Origin of the sequence: Leclercia sp. CFBP8987 (assembly GCF_034044995.2) — a bacterium.
Lineage (GTDB): Bacteria > Pseudomonadota > Gammaproteobacteria > Enterobacterales > Enterobacteriaceae > Enterobacter > Enterobacter tamurae.
Map to the genome: position 1 here is coordinate 322,955 of NZ_CM188255.1, position 15,862 is coordinate 338,816.

15 protein-coding genes are annotated in these 15,862 nt (G+C 58.0%); 3 read left to right on the plus strand and 12 right to left on the minus strand.

Going from position 1 to position 15,862, the window contains the following annotated elements; genetic code table 11:
• Position 1: 1 nt before the first annotated feature.
• The 11 genes from phnK to SOM40_RS01570 all read right to left on the minus strand — a co-directional run bounded on the left by phnK (position 2) and on the right by SOM40_RS01570 (position 8,194).
• Complete coding sequence (gene phnK / locus SOM40_RS01520; RefSeq protein WP_261644575.1) at positions 2-757, minus strand: phosphonate C-P lyase system protein PhnK; 756 nt, start codon at positions 755-757, stop codon at positions 2-4.
• On the minus strand, positions 754-1,599 hold the full coding sequence (gene phnJ, locus SOM40_RS01525; RefSeq protein WP_106993978.1) for an alpha-D-ribose 1-methylphosphonate 5-phosphate C-P-lyase PhnJ: 846 nt from the start codon (positions 1,597-1,599) through the stop codon (positions 754-756). The genes phnK and phnJ overlap by 4 nt, the downstream gene beginning before the upstream one ends.
• Entirely contained in the window at positions 1,592-2,656 is a 1,065-nt protein-coding gene (locus SOM40_RS01530; RefSeq protein ID WP_320529817.1) for a carbon-phosphorus lyase complex subunit, read from the minus strand. Before SOM40_RS01530 ends, phnJ begins: the two co-directional genes overlap by 8 nt.
• Complete coding sequence (gene phnH, locus SOM40_RS01535) at positions 2,656-3,240, minus strand: phosphonate C-P lyase system protein PhnH (RefSeq protein WP_166181334.1); 585 nt, start codon at positions 3,238-3,240, stop codon at positions 2,656-2,658. Before phnH ends, SOM40_RS01530 begins: the two co-directional genes overlap by 1 nt.
• Positions 3,237-3,689, minus strand: a complete 453-nt coding sequence (gene phnG / locus SOM40_RS01540; RefSeq protein ID WP_106993981.1) for a phosphonate C-P lyase system protein PhnG — start codon at positions 3,687-3,689, stop codon at positions 3,237-3,239. Before phnG ends, phnH begins: the two co-directional genes overlap by 4 nt.
• Complete coding sequence (gene phnF / locus SOM40_RS01545) at positions 3,690-4,415, minus strand: phosphonate metabolism transcriptional regulator PhnF (RefSeq protein WP_106993982.1); 726 nt, start codon at positions 4,413-4,415, stop codon at positions 3,690-3,692. It abuts the gene before it with no gap.
• Positions 4,416-4,435: 20 nt separating this feature from the next.
• Positions 4,436-5,215: a phosphonate ABC transporter, permease protein PhnE gene (gene phnE, locus SOM40_RS01550; protein WP_166181337.1), complete on the minus strand. Its 780-nt coding sequence runs from the start codon at positions 5,213-5,215 to the stop codon at positions 4,436-4,438.
• A gap of 124 nt (positions 5,216-5,339) precedes the next feature.
• Positions 5,340-6,356: a phosphonate ABC transporter substrate-binding protein gene (gene phnD, locus SOM40_RS01555; protein WP_320529818.1), complete on the minus strand. Its 1,017-nt coding sequence runs from the start codon at positions 6,354-6,356 to the stop codon at positions 5,340-5,342.
• 24 nt (positions 6,357-6,380) lie between these two features.
• Positions 6,381-7,169 (minus strand): phosphonate ABC transporter ATP-binding protein, encoded by a 789-nt coding sequence (phnC, locus tag SOM40_RS01560; protein ID WP_166181339.1) that lies wholly within the window; start codon positions 7,167-7,169, stop codon positions 6,381-6,383.
• Between the two features lie 133 nt (positions 7,170-7,302).
• Positions 7,303-7,734: a VOC family metalloprotein YjdN gene (gene yjdN / locus SOM40_RS01565; protein WP_166181340.1), complete on the minus strand. Its 432-nt coding sequence runs from the start codon at positions 7,732-7,734 to the stop codon at positions 7,303-7,305.
• Between the two features lie 124 nt (positions 7,735-7,858).
• Positions 7,859-8,194: a zinc ribbon domain-containing protein YjdM gene (locus tag SOM40_RS01570; protein WP_106993987.1), complete on the minus strand. Its 336-nt coding sequence runs from the start codon at positions 8,192-8,194 to the stop codon at positions 7,859-7,861.
• A gap of 593 nt (positions 8,195-8,787) precedes the next feature.
• On the opposite strand from SOM40_RS01570, the gene crfC reads away from it, so the two are divergent.
• Positions 8,788-11,145, plus strand: coding sequence for a clamp-binding protein CrfC (gene crfC, locus SOM40_RS01575; RefSeq protein ID WP_320529819.1), 2,358 nt, complete (start codon positions 8,788-8,790; stop codon positions 11,143-11,145).
• Positions 11,142-12,020 carry a diguanylate cyclase regulator RdcB family protein gene (locus SOM40_RS01580; RefSeq protein ID WP_320529820.1) on the plus strand — a complete coding sequence of 293 codons (879 nt, stop codon included), beginning with the start codon at positions 11,142-11,144 and terminating at the stop codon, positions 12,018-12,020. Before crfC ends, SOM40_RS01580 begins: the two co-directional genes overlap by 4 nt.
• Positions 12,021-12,483: 463 nt before the next feature.
• On the opposite strand, the gene kdgT is transcribed toward SOM40_RS01580, so the two are convergent.
• On the minus strand, positions 12,484-13,479 hold the full coding sequence (gene kdgT, locus SOM40_RS01585) for a 2-keto-3-deoxygluconate transporter (RefSeq protein ID WP_106994126.1): 996 nt from the start codon (positions 13,477-13,479) through the stop codon (positions 12,484-12,486).
• A gap of 656 nt (positions 13,480-14,135) precedes the next feature.
• Between kdgT and proP the strand changes: the two genes are divergently transcribed.
• The gene (gene proP, locus SOM40_RS01590) at positions 14,136-15,638 is read left to right on the plus strand and encodes a glycine betaine/L-proline transporter ProP (RefSeq protein ID WP_106993990.1); all 1,503 of its coding nucleotides are present in this window, start codon (positions 14,136-14,138) and stop codon (positions 15,636-15,638) included.
• Positions 15,639-15,862: the final 224 nt, after the last annotated feature.

Sequence of the window (15,862 nt, forward strand, 5' to 3'; positions counted from 1 at the left end):
CTTAATTCTGCAAAACGGATGACACCAGCAGCTGGGTGTACGGATGGTGCGGATCGTCGAGCACCCGGTCGGTCAGCCCACTTTCCACCACCTCGCCACTCTTCATCACCAGCAGACGGTCCGCCAGCAGGCGGGCGACGCCCAGATCGTGGGTGACAATCACCACCGCCAGGTTCAGCTCCACCACCAGACCGCGGAGCAAGTCCAGCAGCCGCGCCTGAACAGACACATCCAGCCCGCCGGTGGGTTCGTCCATAAACACCAGCTTCGGATGGGTGACCAGGTTGCGGGCGATCTGTAAACGCTGCTGCATCCCGCCCGAGAACGTGGTCGGCAGGTCGTCGATGCGCGAGGCCGGAATTTCCACATCGATCAGCCACTTCCGGGCGGTGGCGCGGATCTCGCCGTAATGCCGCGCGCCGGTAGCCATCAGCCGTTCGCCGATGTTCCCCCCCGCCGAGACCTGGCGGCGCAGGCCGTCCATCGGGTGCTGATGCACCACGCCCCACTCGGTGCGCAGCAGGCGGCGGCGTTCGGCCTCGCTCATGCCGTACAGGGAGTGATCTTCATATAAAATTTCACCGTTTTGCGGGGCCAGACGGGCGGAGATCGCCTTTAGCAGGGTGGTTTTGCCGGAGCCGGACTCGCCGACAATCCCCAGCACTTCCCCCGGCCAGAGGTCGAAAGACACGTCGCTGAAGCCTTTGCCCGGCGCATAGAGGTGGGTCAGGTTATTGACCGAAAGCAGCGGTTTCATTGGCTGTTGGCCTCGCTCTGTTGGCGGCAAAAATCGGTATCGGAGCAGACAAACATCCGCTTGCCGGTGTCATCCAGCACCACTTCATCGAGATAGCTGTGTTGCGATCCGCAAATGGCGCAGGGCTCGTCCCACTCCTGGACCCTGAACGGGTGGTCGTCGAAGTCGAGACTCTCGACCCGGGTGTACGGCGGGACGGCGTAGATGCGCTTCTCGCGCCCGGCGCCGAACAGCTGCAGGGCGGGCATCATGTCCATCTTCGGGTTATCGAATTTCGGGATTGGCGACGGGTCCATCACGTAGCGGCCGTTGACCTTCACCGGGTAGGCGTAGGTGGTGGCGATATGGCCGAAGCGGGCGATGTCCTCGTACAGCTTCACCTGCATCACGCCGTACTCTTCCAGGGCGTGCATGGTGCGGGTTTCGGTTTCCCGCGGCTCGATAAAGCGCAGCGGCTCCGGGATCGGCACCTGGAAAATCAAAATCTGATCTTCAGTGAGCGGGGTTTCCGGGATGCGGTGGCGGGTCTGGATCAGCGTGGCGTCTTCGGTGCGCTCGGTGGTGTTGACCCCGGTAACGCGCTGGAAGAACTGGCGGATCGACACCGCATTGGTGGTGTCGTCGGCCCCCTGGTCGATGACCTTCAGGACGTCCGCTTCGCCAATCACGCTGGCGGTGATCTGGATTCCGCCAGTGCCCCAGCCGTAGGGCATCGGCATCTCCCGGCCACCGAACGGCACCTGATAGCCGGGGATAGCCACCGCTTTGAGGATGGCGCGGCGGATCATGCGTTTGGTCTGCTCATCCAGATAAGCAAAGTTGTAGCCGCTGAGGTTAGCCATTATCGCGCTCCTGTTGCAGACGTTTCAGCAGTTCCAGTTCGGCCTGGAAATCGACGTAGTGCGGCAGCTTGAGGTGCGAGACAAACCCGGCGGCCTCAACGTTATCCGCGTGGGCCAGTACGAACTCCTCGTCCTGCGCCGGGCCTGCGAGGTTTTCGTCGTAGTCCGGGGCCTGCAGGGCGCGATCGACCAGCGCCATCGCCATCGCCTTGCGCTCGCCCATGCCGAACACCAGCCCGTAGCCGCGGGTGAAGTGCGGGGCGTCGTTATCCGGGGTAACAAAGCCGTTAACCATTTCGCACTCGGTCATCAGCAGTTCGCCGACGTTCACCGCAAAACCCAGCTCTTCCGGCACAATTTCAATATCAACATGGCCGCTGCGGATCTCTCCGGCAAAGGGGTGGTTGCGCCCGTAGCCGCGCTGGGTGGAGTAGGCCAGCGCCAGCAGGTAGCCCTCGTCGCCGCGCATCAGCTGCTGCAGGCGCGAGGCGCGGGAGCAGGGATAGACCGGCGGGGTGCGGGTGATGTCGTCCGGCTCGCTGCCATTATCCTCTTCCGCTTTCGCCAGCCCCTGGCTGGCCAGCAGGCTAAAGACGTGCGGGGCCGCATCCTGCGGGGCGTCTGAGGTTTTCAGAGGCGGAGTTTCGCCGTTCGCCAGCAGGGTGAAATCGAGCAACCGGTGGGTGTAGTCGTAGGTCGGGCCGAGCAGCTGCCCGCCGGGGATATCTTTATACACCGCCGAAATTCGGCGCTCGAGGCGCATCTCCGCGGTGTTGATCGGCTCGCTCACCGCCAGCTTCGCCAGGGTGGTACGGTAGGCGCGCAGCAGGAAGATGGCCTCGACGTTATCGCCGCTGGCCTGCTTCAGCGCCAGCGCCGCCAGCTCGCGGTCGGCAATGCCGCCTTCGGTCATCACCCGGTCCACGGCGAGGTTCAGCTGCTGTTCGATCTGGGCGACGCTCAGCTCGGGGAGCTGCTCATCGCCCCGGCGTCTGTGCTCCTGCAGGGCGTGGGCGGCGGCGATCGCCTTCTCGCCCCCTTTGACGGCAACGTACATCAGCACACCTCCACGTGGGTGGTTCGCGGGATCGCCAGCAGGCGTTCGCCGCAGGTCAGGAGCAGGTCGATCCCCAGCGGGAACGGGTGCGGGCGTTCGGTCAGCTCATGAATAATGCACTCCGGCAGCTGTGGAGCGACCATGCGTTCCTCGGCGATCCCGGCCCCGGTCAGGCGCAGCATGCGTCCGCCGCTCAGGCTCGGCACCTGCAAAATCAGGGTGGCGCTGGTCTCCGGTGCCACGGCGCTGCCTTCGCTCAGGGCGTTTAGCTGCTGGTGGCTGATCTGCTCGTCGGCGACGGCGAACACCGCCAGCTGGGGCTGATCCACCAGCGGGGCGCTGGTATGAAAACGCAGGTTGCTGCTGACGATATCGTTGCCGACGGCGCCCGACAGCCAGACCGGGGTGTCGTTATCGGCCAGAGTCAGCAGCACGCTGGTGGTGGCGAGGTTCAGCGGCTGCCAGCCGTGTTTCAGCTGATGCAGGGAGACGATCACCCCCGGTTCGCTCATCGCTTTCAGCAGACGGCGAAAACTGTGTTGGGCATCCTGCACGGCAAGGGTAAAAGCGGGTTGAAGGGTCATGCATTGTCTCCGCGAACGAGCGTAAAGAAGTCGACCCGGCTGGTGTTGATTTCGGCCTGACGGGCGGCAAGGCGTGCGGCGCGGTCGGCTTCCAGTGGGGCAATGAGGGTTTCCATTAAGGTCTGAAAGTGCGGCGCTTCCTGCAGCAGGGCATCGATCACCGCACACTGCTCGGCATGGGTTTTATTGCGCCCGAGCAGGTAGCTGTAGCCGAGCGTGCCGCTGGCCAGGCGCACCACGGTGCGGGTCAGGGTGGCATCCCCGGCAAAGTAGCGTGCCCCGGTGCCGCCCATCCGCGCCTGGATCTGCACCAGCCCGGTTTCCGGGGCGCGAATGCGCTCATAAGCGGGCGTCAGGCTCAGCGCCGACATCCGCGCCGCAAGCGCCGCCGGCTGGCTGTGGGCCAGCACGGCCATCCAGTGCTGGCGGGTGGAGGTATCGAAATGCATTCAGTGCTCCATGGTGAATTCAATCATGTCGGCGCGGGTCAGGCTGACGGAGTACTCCGTCGCGTTGATCTCGCCGTCACGGTGGTTGAGGGTACGCACGCAGAGCAGGGGTGCCATGTTGGGGATTTCCAGCACCTTGCTCTCTTTAGCCTGCGCGCGGCGGGCGCTGATGCGGGTCTGGGTGCGCTTGAGCGCAATCCCGGTGGCCTCGAACAGGAAGTCGTGCAGCGAGCCGCTGGCGAAGTTTTGCAGCACTGGCCAGAGGGTCAGGTCAGCGAAGTAGTGGTCGATCTGACACACCGCCACGCCGTTGACCCGGCGCAGGGTACGCAGGTGGACGACGTTATCGCCCTCCGAAATCCCCAGCGCGTCGGCGACGTGGCTGGAGGCCGGACGCAGCACCGAGAGCAGTTTTTCGCTGGTGGGGTGGCTGCCCTGATCGAGCAGGTTCTGGCTGAAGCGCGCCTGGGCGTTGAGCGGGTAGTCGAACGGGCGCATCAGCACCAGCACGCCAACCCCCTGACGGCGCTGCACCCAGCCGCGCTCGACCAGTTGGTCAATGGCGCGGCGCAGGGTGTGGCGGTTCACTTCATAGCGGTCGGCGAGCTGTTGCTCGGCGGGCAGGTAGTCCCCGCAGCGGTAGTGGGTGCGCAGCTCCACTTCGAGCTTCGCGGCAATCTCTTGCCAGCGGGTGGGGTAACTGGTCGGATGTCTGGATAAGTGCATACAAATCAAAGCCTCGCTTCTCAGATGAAGTGCTTACGCAAACGTTGAGAGAGGAAGTCCAGCAGGCTGACCGTCACGATGATGAGTACCATCAGGGCGCAGGTTTGCTGGAACTGGAAACCGCGAATCGCTTCCCACAGGGTGACGCCAATCCCGCCCGCGCCGACCATACCGACGACGGTCGCGGAGCGGACGTTGGATTCAAAGCGGTACAGGGAGTAGGAGATGAGCAGCGGCATCACCTGGGGCAGGACGCCGTAGAGGATCTCTTCCAGCTTGTTGGCCCCGGTAGCGCGAATGCCTTCCACCGGGCCGGGCTCGATGGCTTCCACCGCTTCCGAGAGCAGCTTGGAGAGCACCCCGGTGGTGTGGATGAACAGCGCCATTACTCCGGCGAACGGCCCGAGACCGACGGCCACCACAAACAGCATCGCAAAGACCATTTCGTTGATGGCGCGGCAGGCGTCCATCAGGCGGCGCACCGGCTGGTAGATCCACCAGGGCACGATGTTGTCGGCGCTCATCAGGCCAAACGGAATGGAGAGCACCACGGCGAGGGCGGTGCCCCAGACGGCGATTTGCAGGGTGATGGCCATTTCACCGAGGTAGTCCTGCCACTGGCTGAAGTCCGGCGGGAAGAAGTCGGCGGCGAAGGTCGCCATATTGCCGGAATCCTGAATCAGCGTGAGCGGGGCCATTTCCGCGCCCTTCCAGGAGACAACGAGCACCGCGAGCAGGACGGCCCAGCCGATCAGCGAGAACCAGCTGCGTTTGGGCGGTGGGAGAGTGATGGTTTGCATGATAACTCCGTTGGTTTATGTCCCCTCACCCCGACCCTCTCCCCAAAGGGGCGAGGGGGAAAAGACCGCTCCGGGCAGTCCCCTCTCCCCTATGGGGAGAGGGTTAGGGTGAGGGGTAGAAGCCTTACTGCACCGCTTTATTCACGCTGCTCATCGCACCCAGCGCGGCGGTCAGGCGGTCGAGATCGTCCAGCTGCGCCTGAATTTCAGACATCTTGCTGCGCTTCTCTTCCTCCTTCAGACCCTTGTTCTCCTTCACGCCCTGGATCTGTTTGAACAGCGCCAACTGGCGAATCGGTACCAGTTGCAGGTCGCTGGAGGCGCGGAACGGCGCCCAGCCCAGGCGTTCCAGCACGCTCTTCTCTTCCGCTGTTTTGCCGTAGTTCATAAAGAAGTCGTACACCTTGTCTTTGGTGCTCTCGGAGAGGTTTTTACGCCACACAATCGGGTCGCCCGGGATCAGCGGCGACTTCCAGATCACCTTCAGTTCTTTCAGCTTGTCCGGGGCGGAAGTCTTCAGCTTGTCGAGGTTTTCGGTGTTGTTGGTGGCCACATCTACCTGCTTGTTGGCGACGGCAAGGGCGTTGGTTTCATGCCCGGCGTTGACCGTGCGTTTGAATTCGTTGGTGGAGACGTTGTTTTTGGCGAAAACGTAATAGCCCGGGACCAGGAAGCCCGAGGTGGAGTTCGGGTCGCCGTTGCCAAAGGTCAGCTCTTTGCGTTTGGCGAGCAGGTCGTTGAGGTTGTTGATCGGGCTGTCTTTGTTGACGATCAGCACGCTCCAGTAACCTGGCGAGCCGTCGGCGGCCACCGTCTGGGCGAAGACCTGGCCGTTAGCGCGGTCCACCGCTTCCATCGCCGAGAGGTTGCCGTACCAGGCGATATCGACTTTGTTAAAGCGCATCCCCTGGATGATGCCCGCGTAGTCCGGGGCGAAGAAGGCGTTTACTTTGATCCCCAGTTTGCTCTCCATCTCTTTCAGGAAGGGTTCCCACTGCGGCTTCAGGTTCTGCTGTGATTCCGTCGAAATGATGCCAAAGTTCAGCGCTTTTTCCTGCTCCTGGGCGTACGCCGGGCTTAACAGGGTGCTGATGCTGAACATGCTGGTAAAGGCCAGCGCGGCAACGGCTTTGTAGCTCATGGACTTTCCTCGGATCGGGTTTAGTTATGCAGCCTGCGCGTTCTCTTCGACGCGATTGATGCTGCGGTAGAGATGGTCAAAACGGTCGTTATCAAACTGATGGCTGGCACCATCAAAGAACACGTGCCCCTGACGCAGGGCGACGATGCGCTCGCAGTAGCGCAGGGCGTAATCCACCTGATGCAGCGTCACCACGATGGTGATGCCGTCCTTCTGGTTAATGTCGCGCAGGGTTTCCATCACGATGCGGGCCGATTCCGGGTCCAGCGAGGCAATCGGCTCATCGGCGAGAATGATTTTGGCTTTCTGCATCAGCGCCCGGGCAATCGCCACGCGCTGCTGCTGTCCACCGGACAGGGTGGAGACGCGCTGGTGAGCGAAATGGGCCATCCCGACGCGGGTCAGGGCCTGTAGCGCTTCCTGCTTCTGCTCAGGTGCGAACCAGCGCAGGCAGGTGCGCCAGAACGGGGTGCTGCCGAGCGCGCCAATCAGCACGTTCTCCAGCACCGTCAGACGGTTCACCAGGTTGAACTGCTGGAAGATGTAGCCGGTCTGCGCGCGGCTTTTGCGGATATCACTCGCCAGACGGCCCGCGCGCTGCACGGTGTTGCCCAGCAGCTCTACGTGGCTTTCAGAGGTTTTATCGCAGGTGATAAGGCCGCTTAAGTGGCGCAGAAGGGTGGATTTACCTGAACCGGAGGGCCCCAGCAGCGCTACCATTTCGCCCTGCTGGACGGTCAGATCAACGGCATGCAGGGCCTTGTTATGATGGAAGGTCTTGCTCAGTTTCTCGACGCGGATGACGGTTTGCATGGGTGAGGCCTCGATTCAAATGTGGCCTCATGCTGGCGGATCAATGTGACATTTGGGTTAAGTGTTGGTTGCGGGAGTTTGAAGAGTTGACGTGAAAGCGATGACAGGCGGGCGCGGGGGCCCGCCGTCGGGATCATTGCTGTTTAACGACGTTAATCATCCAGGGAACGCCGTATTTATCGGTCACTTTGCCGAAGCCGTGGGCCCAGAAGGTCTCCTGCCAGGCCATGTCGATGGTGCCGCCCGCGGCCAGGTTATCGAACCAGCGCTTGCCTTCTGCCACGTCCTGGGTGTCGAGTACCAGCGTAAAGCCAGCGTAGGTGGCTTCTGTGCCGAACGTGCCGTCGCTCATCATGATATCGCTGCCGGCGATGCGCACGTTGGAGTGGGCGATGGCGGAATCCGGATACGACATGCCGGACGGACAGCCTTCGTCGCTGTTATCGTCTTTAGGCATTTCGCCGAAGGTGATTTTATAGAGGAGTTCTGCGCCGACGGCCTGCTGATAGAAGGCGGTAGCCTCTGCGCAGTTACCGGGGAACGAGATGTAGGGACTTAATGGCATAATCATTACCTCAGGTAAAGAGAAGCTCAGTAAGTGTAGTTCGGTATTTGTAGGCCGGATAAGCGCAGCGCATCCGGCAAAAGCGCCCGGCGGCGCTTCGCTTGCCGGGCCTGGATAAAAAAAATCAGTTCTTTTTCACGAACTCGGATTTGAGCTTCATTGGGCCGAAACCATCAATTTTGCAGTCGATGTTGTGGTCGCCTTCAACTAAGCGGATGCCTTTGACTTTGGTGCCAATCTTCAGCATCGACGAGCTGCCTTTCACTTTCAGATCTTTAATAACGGTAACGTTATCGCCATCGGCCAGCAGGTTGCCGTTGGCATCTTTCACGATCAGCTCATCGCTCTCTTGCGCAGGTTCTGCGTTGTTCCATTCGTGAGCGCATTCAGGGCAAATGAACATCCCGTTATCTTCATAGGTATATTCAGAGCTGCATTTTGGACAGTGTGGCAGTGACATGGTGTGTTCTCCTCAAAATAGTGCGAACCGGCGGCAATCAGGCCCGCCAAAAATCGACAGGTTGTCGAAAAAGGCGGCAAGTATAACGCATGTCCTTACTGTTGTCGGTGACATTATTTTTCGCTTTTGGCAAAAAAAAGTCTTTTCAATGACATTCTCTGTCAGTGATCCAGGCGATGCTGGAGGTCAGACGCGGGAAAGAAACGCGCCTGATTAAAAGCGAGAATATTTTATTGCGGCAAATTGATACGCCGTGTCATTTCAGATAAGGTGAAGACACTAATGATATTTCACTTACTTGCTTTAATAGCCATCCCTGGTCTGCAAAGGATGATTTACCCCTCATTTTTGGTGGGTAACTGATGGTGATTTTCCCTGATTTTTTTAAAATTTGAGCTACGCTCTTAATCTTTCGGTTTCCCTGACCGAAGGAGCGTGCTCCGCTGCTTATACGCTGAAAGAATATATTTTTACTGACATCAGTGAATTATATTGCGTCGAACATATTTACAACACGTAATCATATAAGCCGATCTTTCATTCTTAAAAACAATTCGGTTATATAAAATTTGTGTTAGGGAAGGCTTTTTACTATGCACACACAGACCATATTTGAATTAAGCCAGGAAGCTGAAAGGCTGCTGCAGCTCTCATTGCAAAATCTTGAGGCGTTAAGCGCCATGCCTGCCGCGATGCTGGATAGCGCCACGTCGGCCATTACCGGCGAACCCAGCAATGTATTACCGCTGCATTTTAGTGCCCGCGGCTTAGAGGCGCAGCAGTCGATGCTGAATAATGAGCTGCGTAAAATTACCCGCCTGGAGATGGTGCTGGCGATCGTGGGTACCATGAAGGCCGGGAAGTCCACCACCATTAACGCCATCGTGGGCACCGAAGTGTTACCCAACCGCAACCGCCCGATGACCGCGTTGCCGACGCTTATCCGTCATACGCCCGGTCAGAAAGAGCCGGTGCTGCATTTTTCTCACGTTGCGCCCATCGATACATTAATAAAGCAAATGCAAAAGAAGCTCGCCAATTACGATCGGGGCAAGCTGGCGCAGCAGCTGGAAATTGACAAAGATATGAATGCGCTACTCGGGCGCATTGAAACCGGCGAGGCATTTGAAAAACATTATTTAGGTGCGCAGCCAATATTTAACTGTTTAAAAAACCTGAATGATTTGGTGCGGCTTTCTCAGGCGCTGGGCACCGATTTCCCCTTCCCGGCCTATGCCGCGATCGAGAATATCCCGGTTATCGAGGTGGAGTTTGTCCATCTGGCGGGGCTGGATGCGCATCTGGGGCAATTAACCCTGCTGGATACCCCCGGGCCGAACGAGGCCGGGCAGCCACATCTGCAAAAAATGCTCACCGAGCAGCTCGCCCGCGCCTCGGCGGTACTGGCGGTGATGGACTATACCCAACTGAAGTCGATCTCCGATGCCGAAGTACGGCTGGCCATTTCTGCCGTCGGCAAATCGGTGCCGCTGTACGCCCTGGTCAATAAGTTCGATCAGAAAGACCGCAACAGCGATGATGAAGAGCAGGTGCGGGCGATGATCTCCGGCACCCTGATGAAGGGCCATATCTCTCCGGGCCAGATCTTCCCGGTCTCCTCGATGTGGGGATACCTGGCGAACCGGGCGCGTCACGAACTGGCGATGCACGGTAAGTTGCCCGATCACCAGGAGCAGCGCTGGGTGCAGGACTTCGCCGAAGCTGCACTGGGCCGCCGCTGGCGCACCGCCGATCTGGATGATATTGAACACGTTCGCCACTCCGCCGATCTGCTGTGGGAGGACTCCCTGTTTGAGCAGCCGATCCGCAAGCTGATCTATGCCGCCTACGCTAATGCCTCGCTGTACGCGTTACGCTCCGCGTCGCATAAGCTGCTGAACTACGCCCAGAACGCCCGCGAGTACCTGGATTTCCGTTATCAGGGGCTGACGGTGGCCTTCGACGAGTTGCAGAACAATATTACCCGTCTGGAAGATGACATGGCGCTGCTGCACTCCCGTCAGGCGTCGGTGAGCGATGAAGTCCGGCACGAAGTGAGCCAGGCGCTGAGTGCCTCAAACCTGTTTCTTTCCGCCCAGCAGAGCGAAATCAAACTCGCCATCGCCCATGTCTTCAATCCTGACAATATGCTCGATCTGGCGGGGTTTGATCCGCATAAGCAGCGGGCTGATACCGCAGCGACGCCCGGTCAGCTGGTGCTGGAGGATGAAGGCCAGGCGCAGATCCTGTTGAGCAAAATCCGCTCCGCCTGTGAGCTGATCATGCTGGATGCGCAGGCAAAAATCGGTCGTGAGCTGGCGCTGCGTTTCGACCAACTGGAGTCGACGCTGGCGCGGGCGCTGAATGACGCCATGCGCCCGATTGAAACGCGCATTAAAGAGGAGTTGAGCCATGCCGGTTTCCGGGCGCGGATCAGTTTCCCGGCGTTTCAGGCCAGCCAGCTTAACTTCAATACTCAGGGGCTGTTCAACGACGCTATCGCCCAGGAGAGTGAGCCTGCCGGTCAGTCTCAGGGGGCTGGCAGCGCGCTGCGCGAGACGGTCTCCCGCTGGCTGAACAATCCGGACTGGGGCTGGGAAGACTATGTCATGACGCGGACGCGGTATGTTATCGACGTGTCACAGCTTCATGAGAAACTTAAACACCATATTGATCACTTTTGTGAACAAATCCGTAAAGCTTTGGCCGCCCAGGTCGATGTCTCTGTTACAGCAGGCATGGCGACATTCTTTGCGGAATTCTCTTTATGCCTTGCAGGGTTACAGGAAAGCTTGCGTGATAGCCTCGCGGTGCGCCAGCAGAATGAGCATGCCACACGCGCGCTCAGCCAGCTGCTGCAGCAATGTATTACCACTGCGACGTGGATTCAGGAAGATACCCGACTGTTACGCGATGATATTCAAACGCTATTCGCGGCAGAGCAACCATGACAAAACAATTACTGGACGGTCCCGGGCGGACGCTGGAATGTATTCATCCTAAATTTATGGTCGACCTGGTGCAGGGGGCTGACGCGCAGCGTCACACCTCTGTGGGGTCGCAACAGCAGCACTTTCGTGAACGTTTAACTTCGGAGATCATGGCGCAGGCTCAGCTTCGCCAGTGGGCAATGGGAGGAATGTTCAGCGAAAATGCTGTGCTGCGGCTCGGGCTGGCAGAGAAGCTGGCGGGCATGGTTGATCCCGGCCATCTGGCGCTGACCCGCATGACCCAGACCCTCACCACGCTGCGCCAGCAGGCTAATCTGCGTAATCAACCGCCCATTGGCGCGGTACATCAGTACGAGGTTCTCTCCGCGCATTTCCACCAACGCGCGCAGTTTAAAGAGAAAGCGTTAACCCAGCGCGGGTTAACGGTGCAGGCCGGCGTTCATAGCGAACAGATTTTTACCCGCTGGCGGGCCGGGCATTATGACGGCTGGTCGCTGGCCGGACGCGGCTATGTAGTGCTGGAGGAGCTGCGCTGGGGGGCGTTCGGTGACGCCTGTCGGCTGGCGAATGCGGATGTCAGCGCCATGCTGAAAGATAATTTGTGCAGCATGGTGGCTAACTATCTGGCGCAGGGGATCAATGCGTCTCCTGCGACCCGCCATTTTTATCATCAGTGGCTGACCACGCCCAGTACGCCGGGGATTATCGACCATAAAGATATGCTCGGCTGGCTGGGGGACTGGTGTGATGCCGACCGGCATCCGGTGTGCTGGTCAGTGACGCAGAGCTGGCAGAATGTGGCGCTGGGGATGCCGAGACTTTGTTCGGCGGCAAGGCTGGCAAAAGCGATGGTGGAAGAGGTGTTTGGGGAGTAAGGTTTTGGTCGGTTGGCTCCCTCTCCATTGAGGGAGAGGGCTGAGAAATCCGCACCGGACGGATCCCCTCTCCTCTTTGGGGAGAGGGTTAGGGTGAGGGGGAACATGCGACTCAGGTGGTGGTTCCGTTCACCTCAGGTTCTGCGCTTCTCTGTTAGCTGCCTCACCCGTGAACGTGCGAAGGGGGCTCGCCGCCGCCCCCTTCACAATCCCGGCTCCCGGCAAAGAAAATCGCCGCTTCGCGGTGCCTTCGGCTTTCTCCCTTCGGCTATCGGGTCGGGCGTGATCCTACATCCCTGTAGGTCACGCCCTCTCGGCGCATCCCTGCGCCTCGCCCCGGCCTGCGGTCAACGCCTCAGCGATTTCCAGCCGGACCAGGGTGCCGCTGTAAGCCTTTCATTTTTTGTTATTACTATAGTGCTTTAATTGCAAAAACCTCCCCGAAGGGAGGTCTACTTATTAATTAATGATGCAGTGATTCAACCGGGCTCTGTTCCGGCGTTTTGGCCGGGATGTTGCCATAACGTCTGGCATACAGCGCGGTAATAATCGGAACCAGAATCGCCGTCACGATGACGCTTGCTGCAACCAGCGCGGTGGCGGAAGCGGCAACCGGTTCGAACGCCGGGTTAATCTGGGCGATAATCATCGGGTTCGCTACCGCAGCCCCTGCAGCAGATGACGCTGCAACCCCCGCAGTACCATTCCCTCCACCGATAACACGGTCGGCAATAATCAGCGGAATACCGGTGATAATGATAACCGCCACACCCAGCACGATACCCAGCAGGCCGGTATCCAGAATCACGTTCAGGTTGATGGTGTTACCCAGCGCGAAGCCGAAGAATGGGATCAGAACCGGGGTCGCTTTGCTGAAGAAGTCACGCAGGTCGTGGTCGAGGTTGCCGAGGGCAAAACCGATCAGGAACGGCAGGACGGCGCCGACAAAGTGGTGCGGTTCAAAGGAGGCCAGACCGGCAGAGCCGAGGATCAGCATGGTGACCAGTGGGCCAGATTCCAGAGACATCAGCACGAAGGCGCCAGACTCTTCTTTGGTGCCGTACTGATTCATCAGGCTGGCGTACAGGCCGCCGTTGGTCATGTCCATCGCAGAGACAATCGCCAGCACGGAGAGGCCCGCGAAGAAGCCAGTCTGAATGCCATTTTCCGGGATAAACATGGCGCAAATCATCGCTACCACCCAGGCTACGGCAATTTTGGTAATCACCAGCGTACCGGATTTACGTAATACTGTGCCCGTTGCCCGTAAATTAATGGAGGCGCCGATACAGAAGAACCAGACCGCCAGAATCGGAACTGTCCCGGTAATCATGCCTTTGGTGAATCCACCAAAATAGGCTCCGGTATCAGGCGCTAAGGTATTTAAAATTGCACCCAGTACCAGCGGAACCAGCATCATCCCTCCGGGGATGCGTTCAATCGTGGCTTTAATCTTCATCATTAACCCTCACACCTCATCACGCATCGCCAGCGGACAAGTGATATTTAATAATCTAATGAATTCAACGGATTGTGACTTCACGACGCCAGGCAATTCGTTGTTCATACAGCAGATATAACCAGTTTGGTTTTTTAAGCCTTCACGTGAAGGCCACCCCACTCGTTTTGACAGGCTTATGATGCGATCGTTGGAATGATGATTCAATGAAAATAAAACAGTGTTTTAGTTATCTTCATCACATATTTTAAGGAAAGACGATTTTCGCCCCTTGATTATTAAAATGGCTGTGAACGCATTGTAAAAAAATGTCGTTATTTTTTCATTTCACAGCAAATAATAACGTCTGAAAGAGTATTTCCAGAGGCGGGTATTAGAAATAACGCAATACGGCTTATTTACACTTTTGACACTTCTGGTAAAAACCTTAAAAATATATGTGAAGTTGATCACAAATATAAACGCTGGTAGGGTAATGGCTCCATAAACAGCCCAGACAGGCGTCAACAGGTTCGGTTGTACCGCTCCGAAAGGTCAGTGTAAGTAAACCTGCTACGCTTGAGAAAGGAGAATGCGCATGAGGCGCTTCCCGGGTTCCATAGAGCGCACTTTTCAGGCGCTGTGGTGAGGACTGGGCTTAGTCAACGAGGATAGCCATGCTGAAAAGGAAAAAAGTTAAACCGATCACCCTGCGCGACGTCACCATTATTGACGACGGAAAACTGCGCAAAGCGATCACCGCCGCCTCGCTCGGTAATGCGATGGAATGGTTCGATTTCGGTGTGTATGGCTTCGTGGCCTACGCGCTGGGTAAAGTCTTCTTCCCTGGTGCCGATCCCAGCGTGCAGATGATTGCCGCGCTCGGGACATTCTCTGTTCCCTTCCTTATACGCCCGTTAGGGGGTCTGTTCTTTGGGATGCTGGGGGATAAGTACGGTCGCCAGAAAATCCTCGCTATCACGATAGTGATTATGTCGGTCAGTACGTTCTGTATCGGCCTGATCCCGTCGTATGCGAGCATAGGCATCTGGGCACCCATCCTGCTGCTGCTGTGTAAGATGGCTCAGGGCTTCTCGGTTGGGGGTGAGTATACCGGGGCATCTATTTTTGTTGCCGAATACTCTCCGGACCGTAAGCGCGGCTTTATGGGCAGCTGGCTCGACTTTGGTTCCATCGCCGGGTTCGTGCTGGGTGCGGGCGTAGTGGTGTTGCTCTCTACCGTCGTGGGCGAAGAGAACTTCCTCGCCTGGGGCTGGCGTATTCCGTTCTTCCTGGCGCTGCCGCTGGGGCTTATTGGCCTCTATCTGCGTCACGCGTTAGAAGAGACCCCGGCGTTCCAGCAGCACGTTGAAAAGCTGGAGCAGGGCGATCGTGAAGGTCTGCAGGAAGGACCGAAGGTCTCGTTCAAAGAGATCGCCACGCGCCACTGGCGTAGCCTGCTAACCTGTATTGGTCTGGTGATCTCCACCAACGTGACCTATTACATGCTGCTGACCTACATGCCGAGCTACCTGTCGCATAACCTGCATTACTCAGAAGACCACGGCGTGCTGATCATCATCGCCATTATGGTGGGGATGCTGTTTGTGCAGCCGATCATGGGCCTGCTGAGCGACCGCTTCGGACGTCGTCCGTTTATTATCTTCGGCAGCGTCGCGCTGTTTGTGCTGGCTATCCCGGCCTTCATCATGATTAACAGTGATGTCATCGGCCTGATATTTGCCGGGCTGCTGATGCTGGCGGTGATCCTCAACTGCTTTATTGGCGTGATGGCGTCGACCCTGCCGGCGATGTTCCCGACGCACATCCGTTACAGCGCGCTGGCGGCGGCCTTTAACATCTCGGTACTGATCGCCGGTCTGACGCCGACGCTGGCAGCCTCGCTGGTGGAGAGCACGCAGAACCTGATGATGCCTGCCTACTATCTGATGGTGATTGCGGTCATCGGCCTGATTACCGGCATTTACATGAAGGAGACGGCGAACCTGCCGCTGAAAGGGGCGACACCTGCTGCCTCTGACCTTCAGGAAGCCAAAGAGATCCTGCGTGAGCACCACGACAACATTGAGCAGAAGATAGAAGATATCGATGCTGAAATTGCGACGCTACAAGAGAAGCGTACCCGTCTGGTCGATCAACACCCCCGCATTAATGAGTAAATAACAAACCCGGCGCTAGCCGGGTTTTTTTTCATACCCAAATGGAATACAACGAAAGTTTATTGGCGGTTTTACTGAATAGTGCTTACGCTGTATATAAGCGGATGTCTCTATAAAATCGACGCTTTCTTCTCTGTGAGGGGTATGTATGCTGAGCTTCACACCAATCTAGATTTCCACGCACACATAGCCCGAAATGCTGATTCTTTTCGACGGTTTACCTT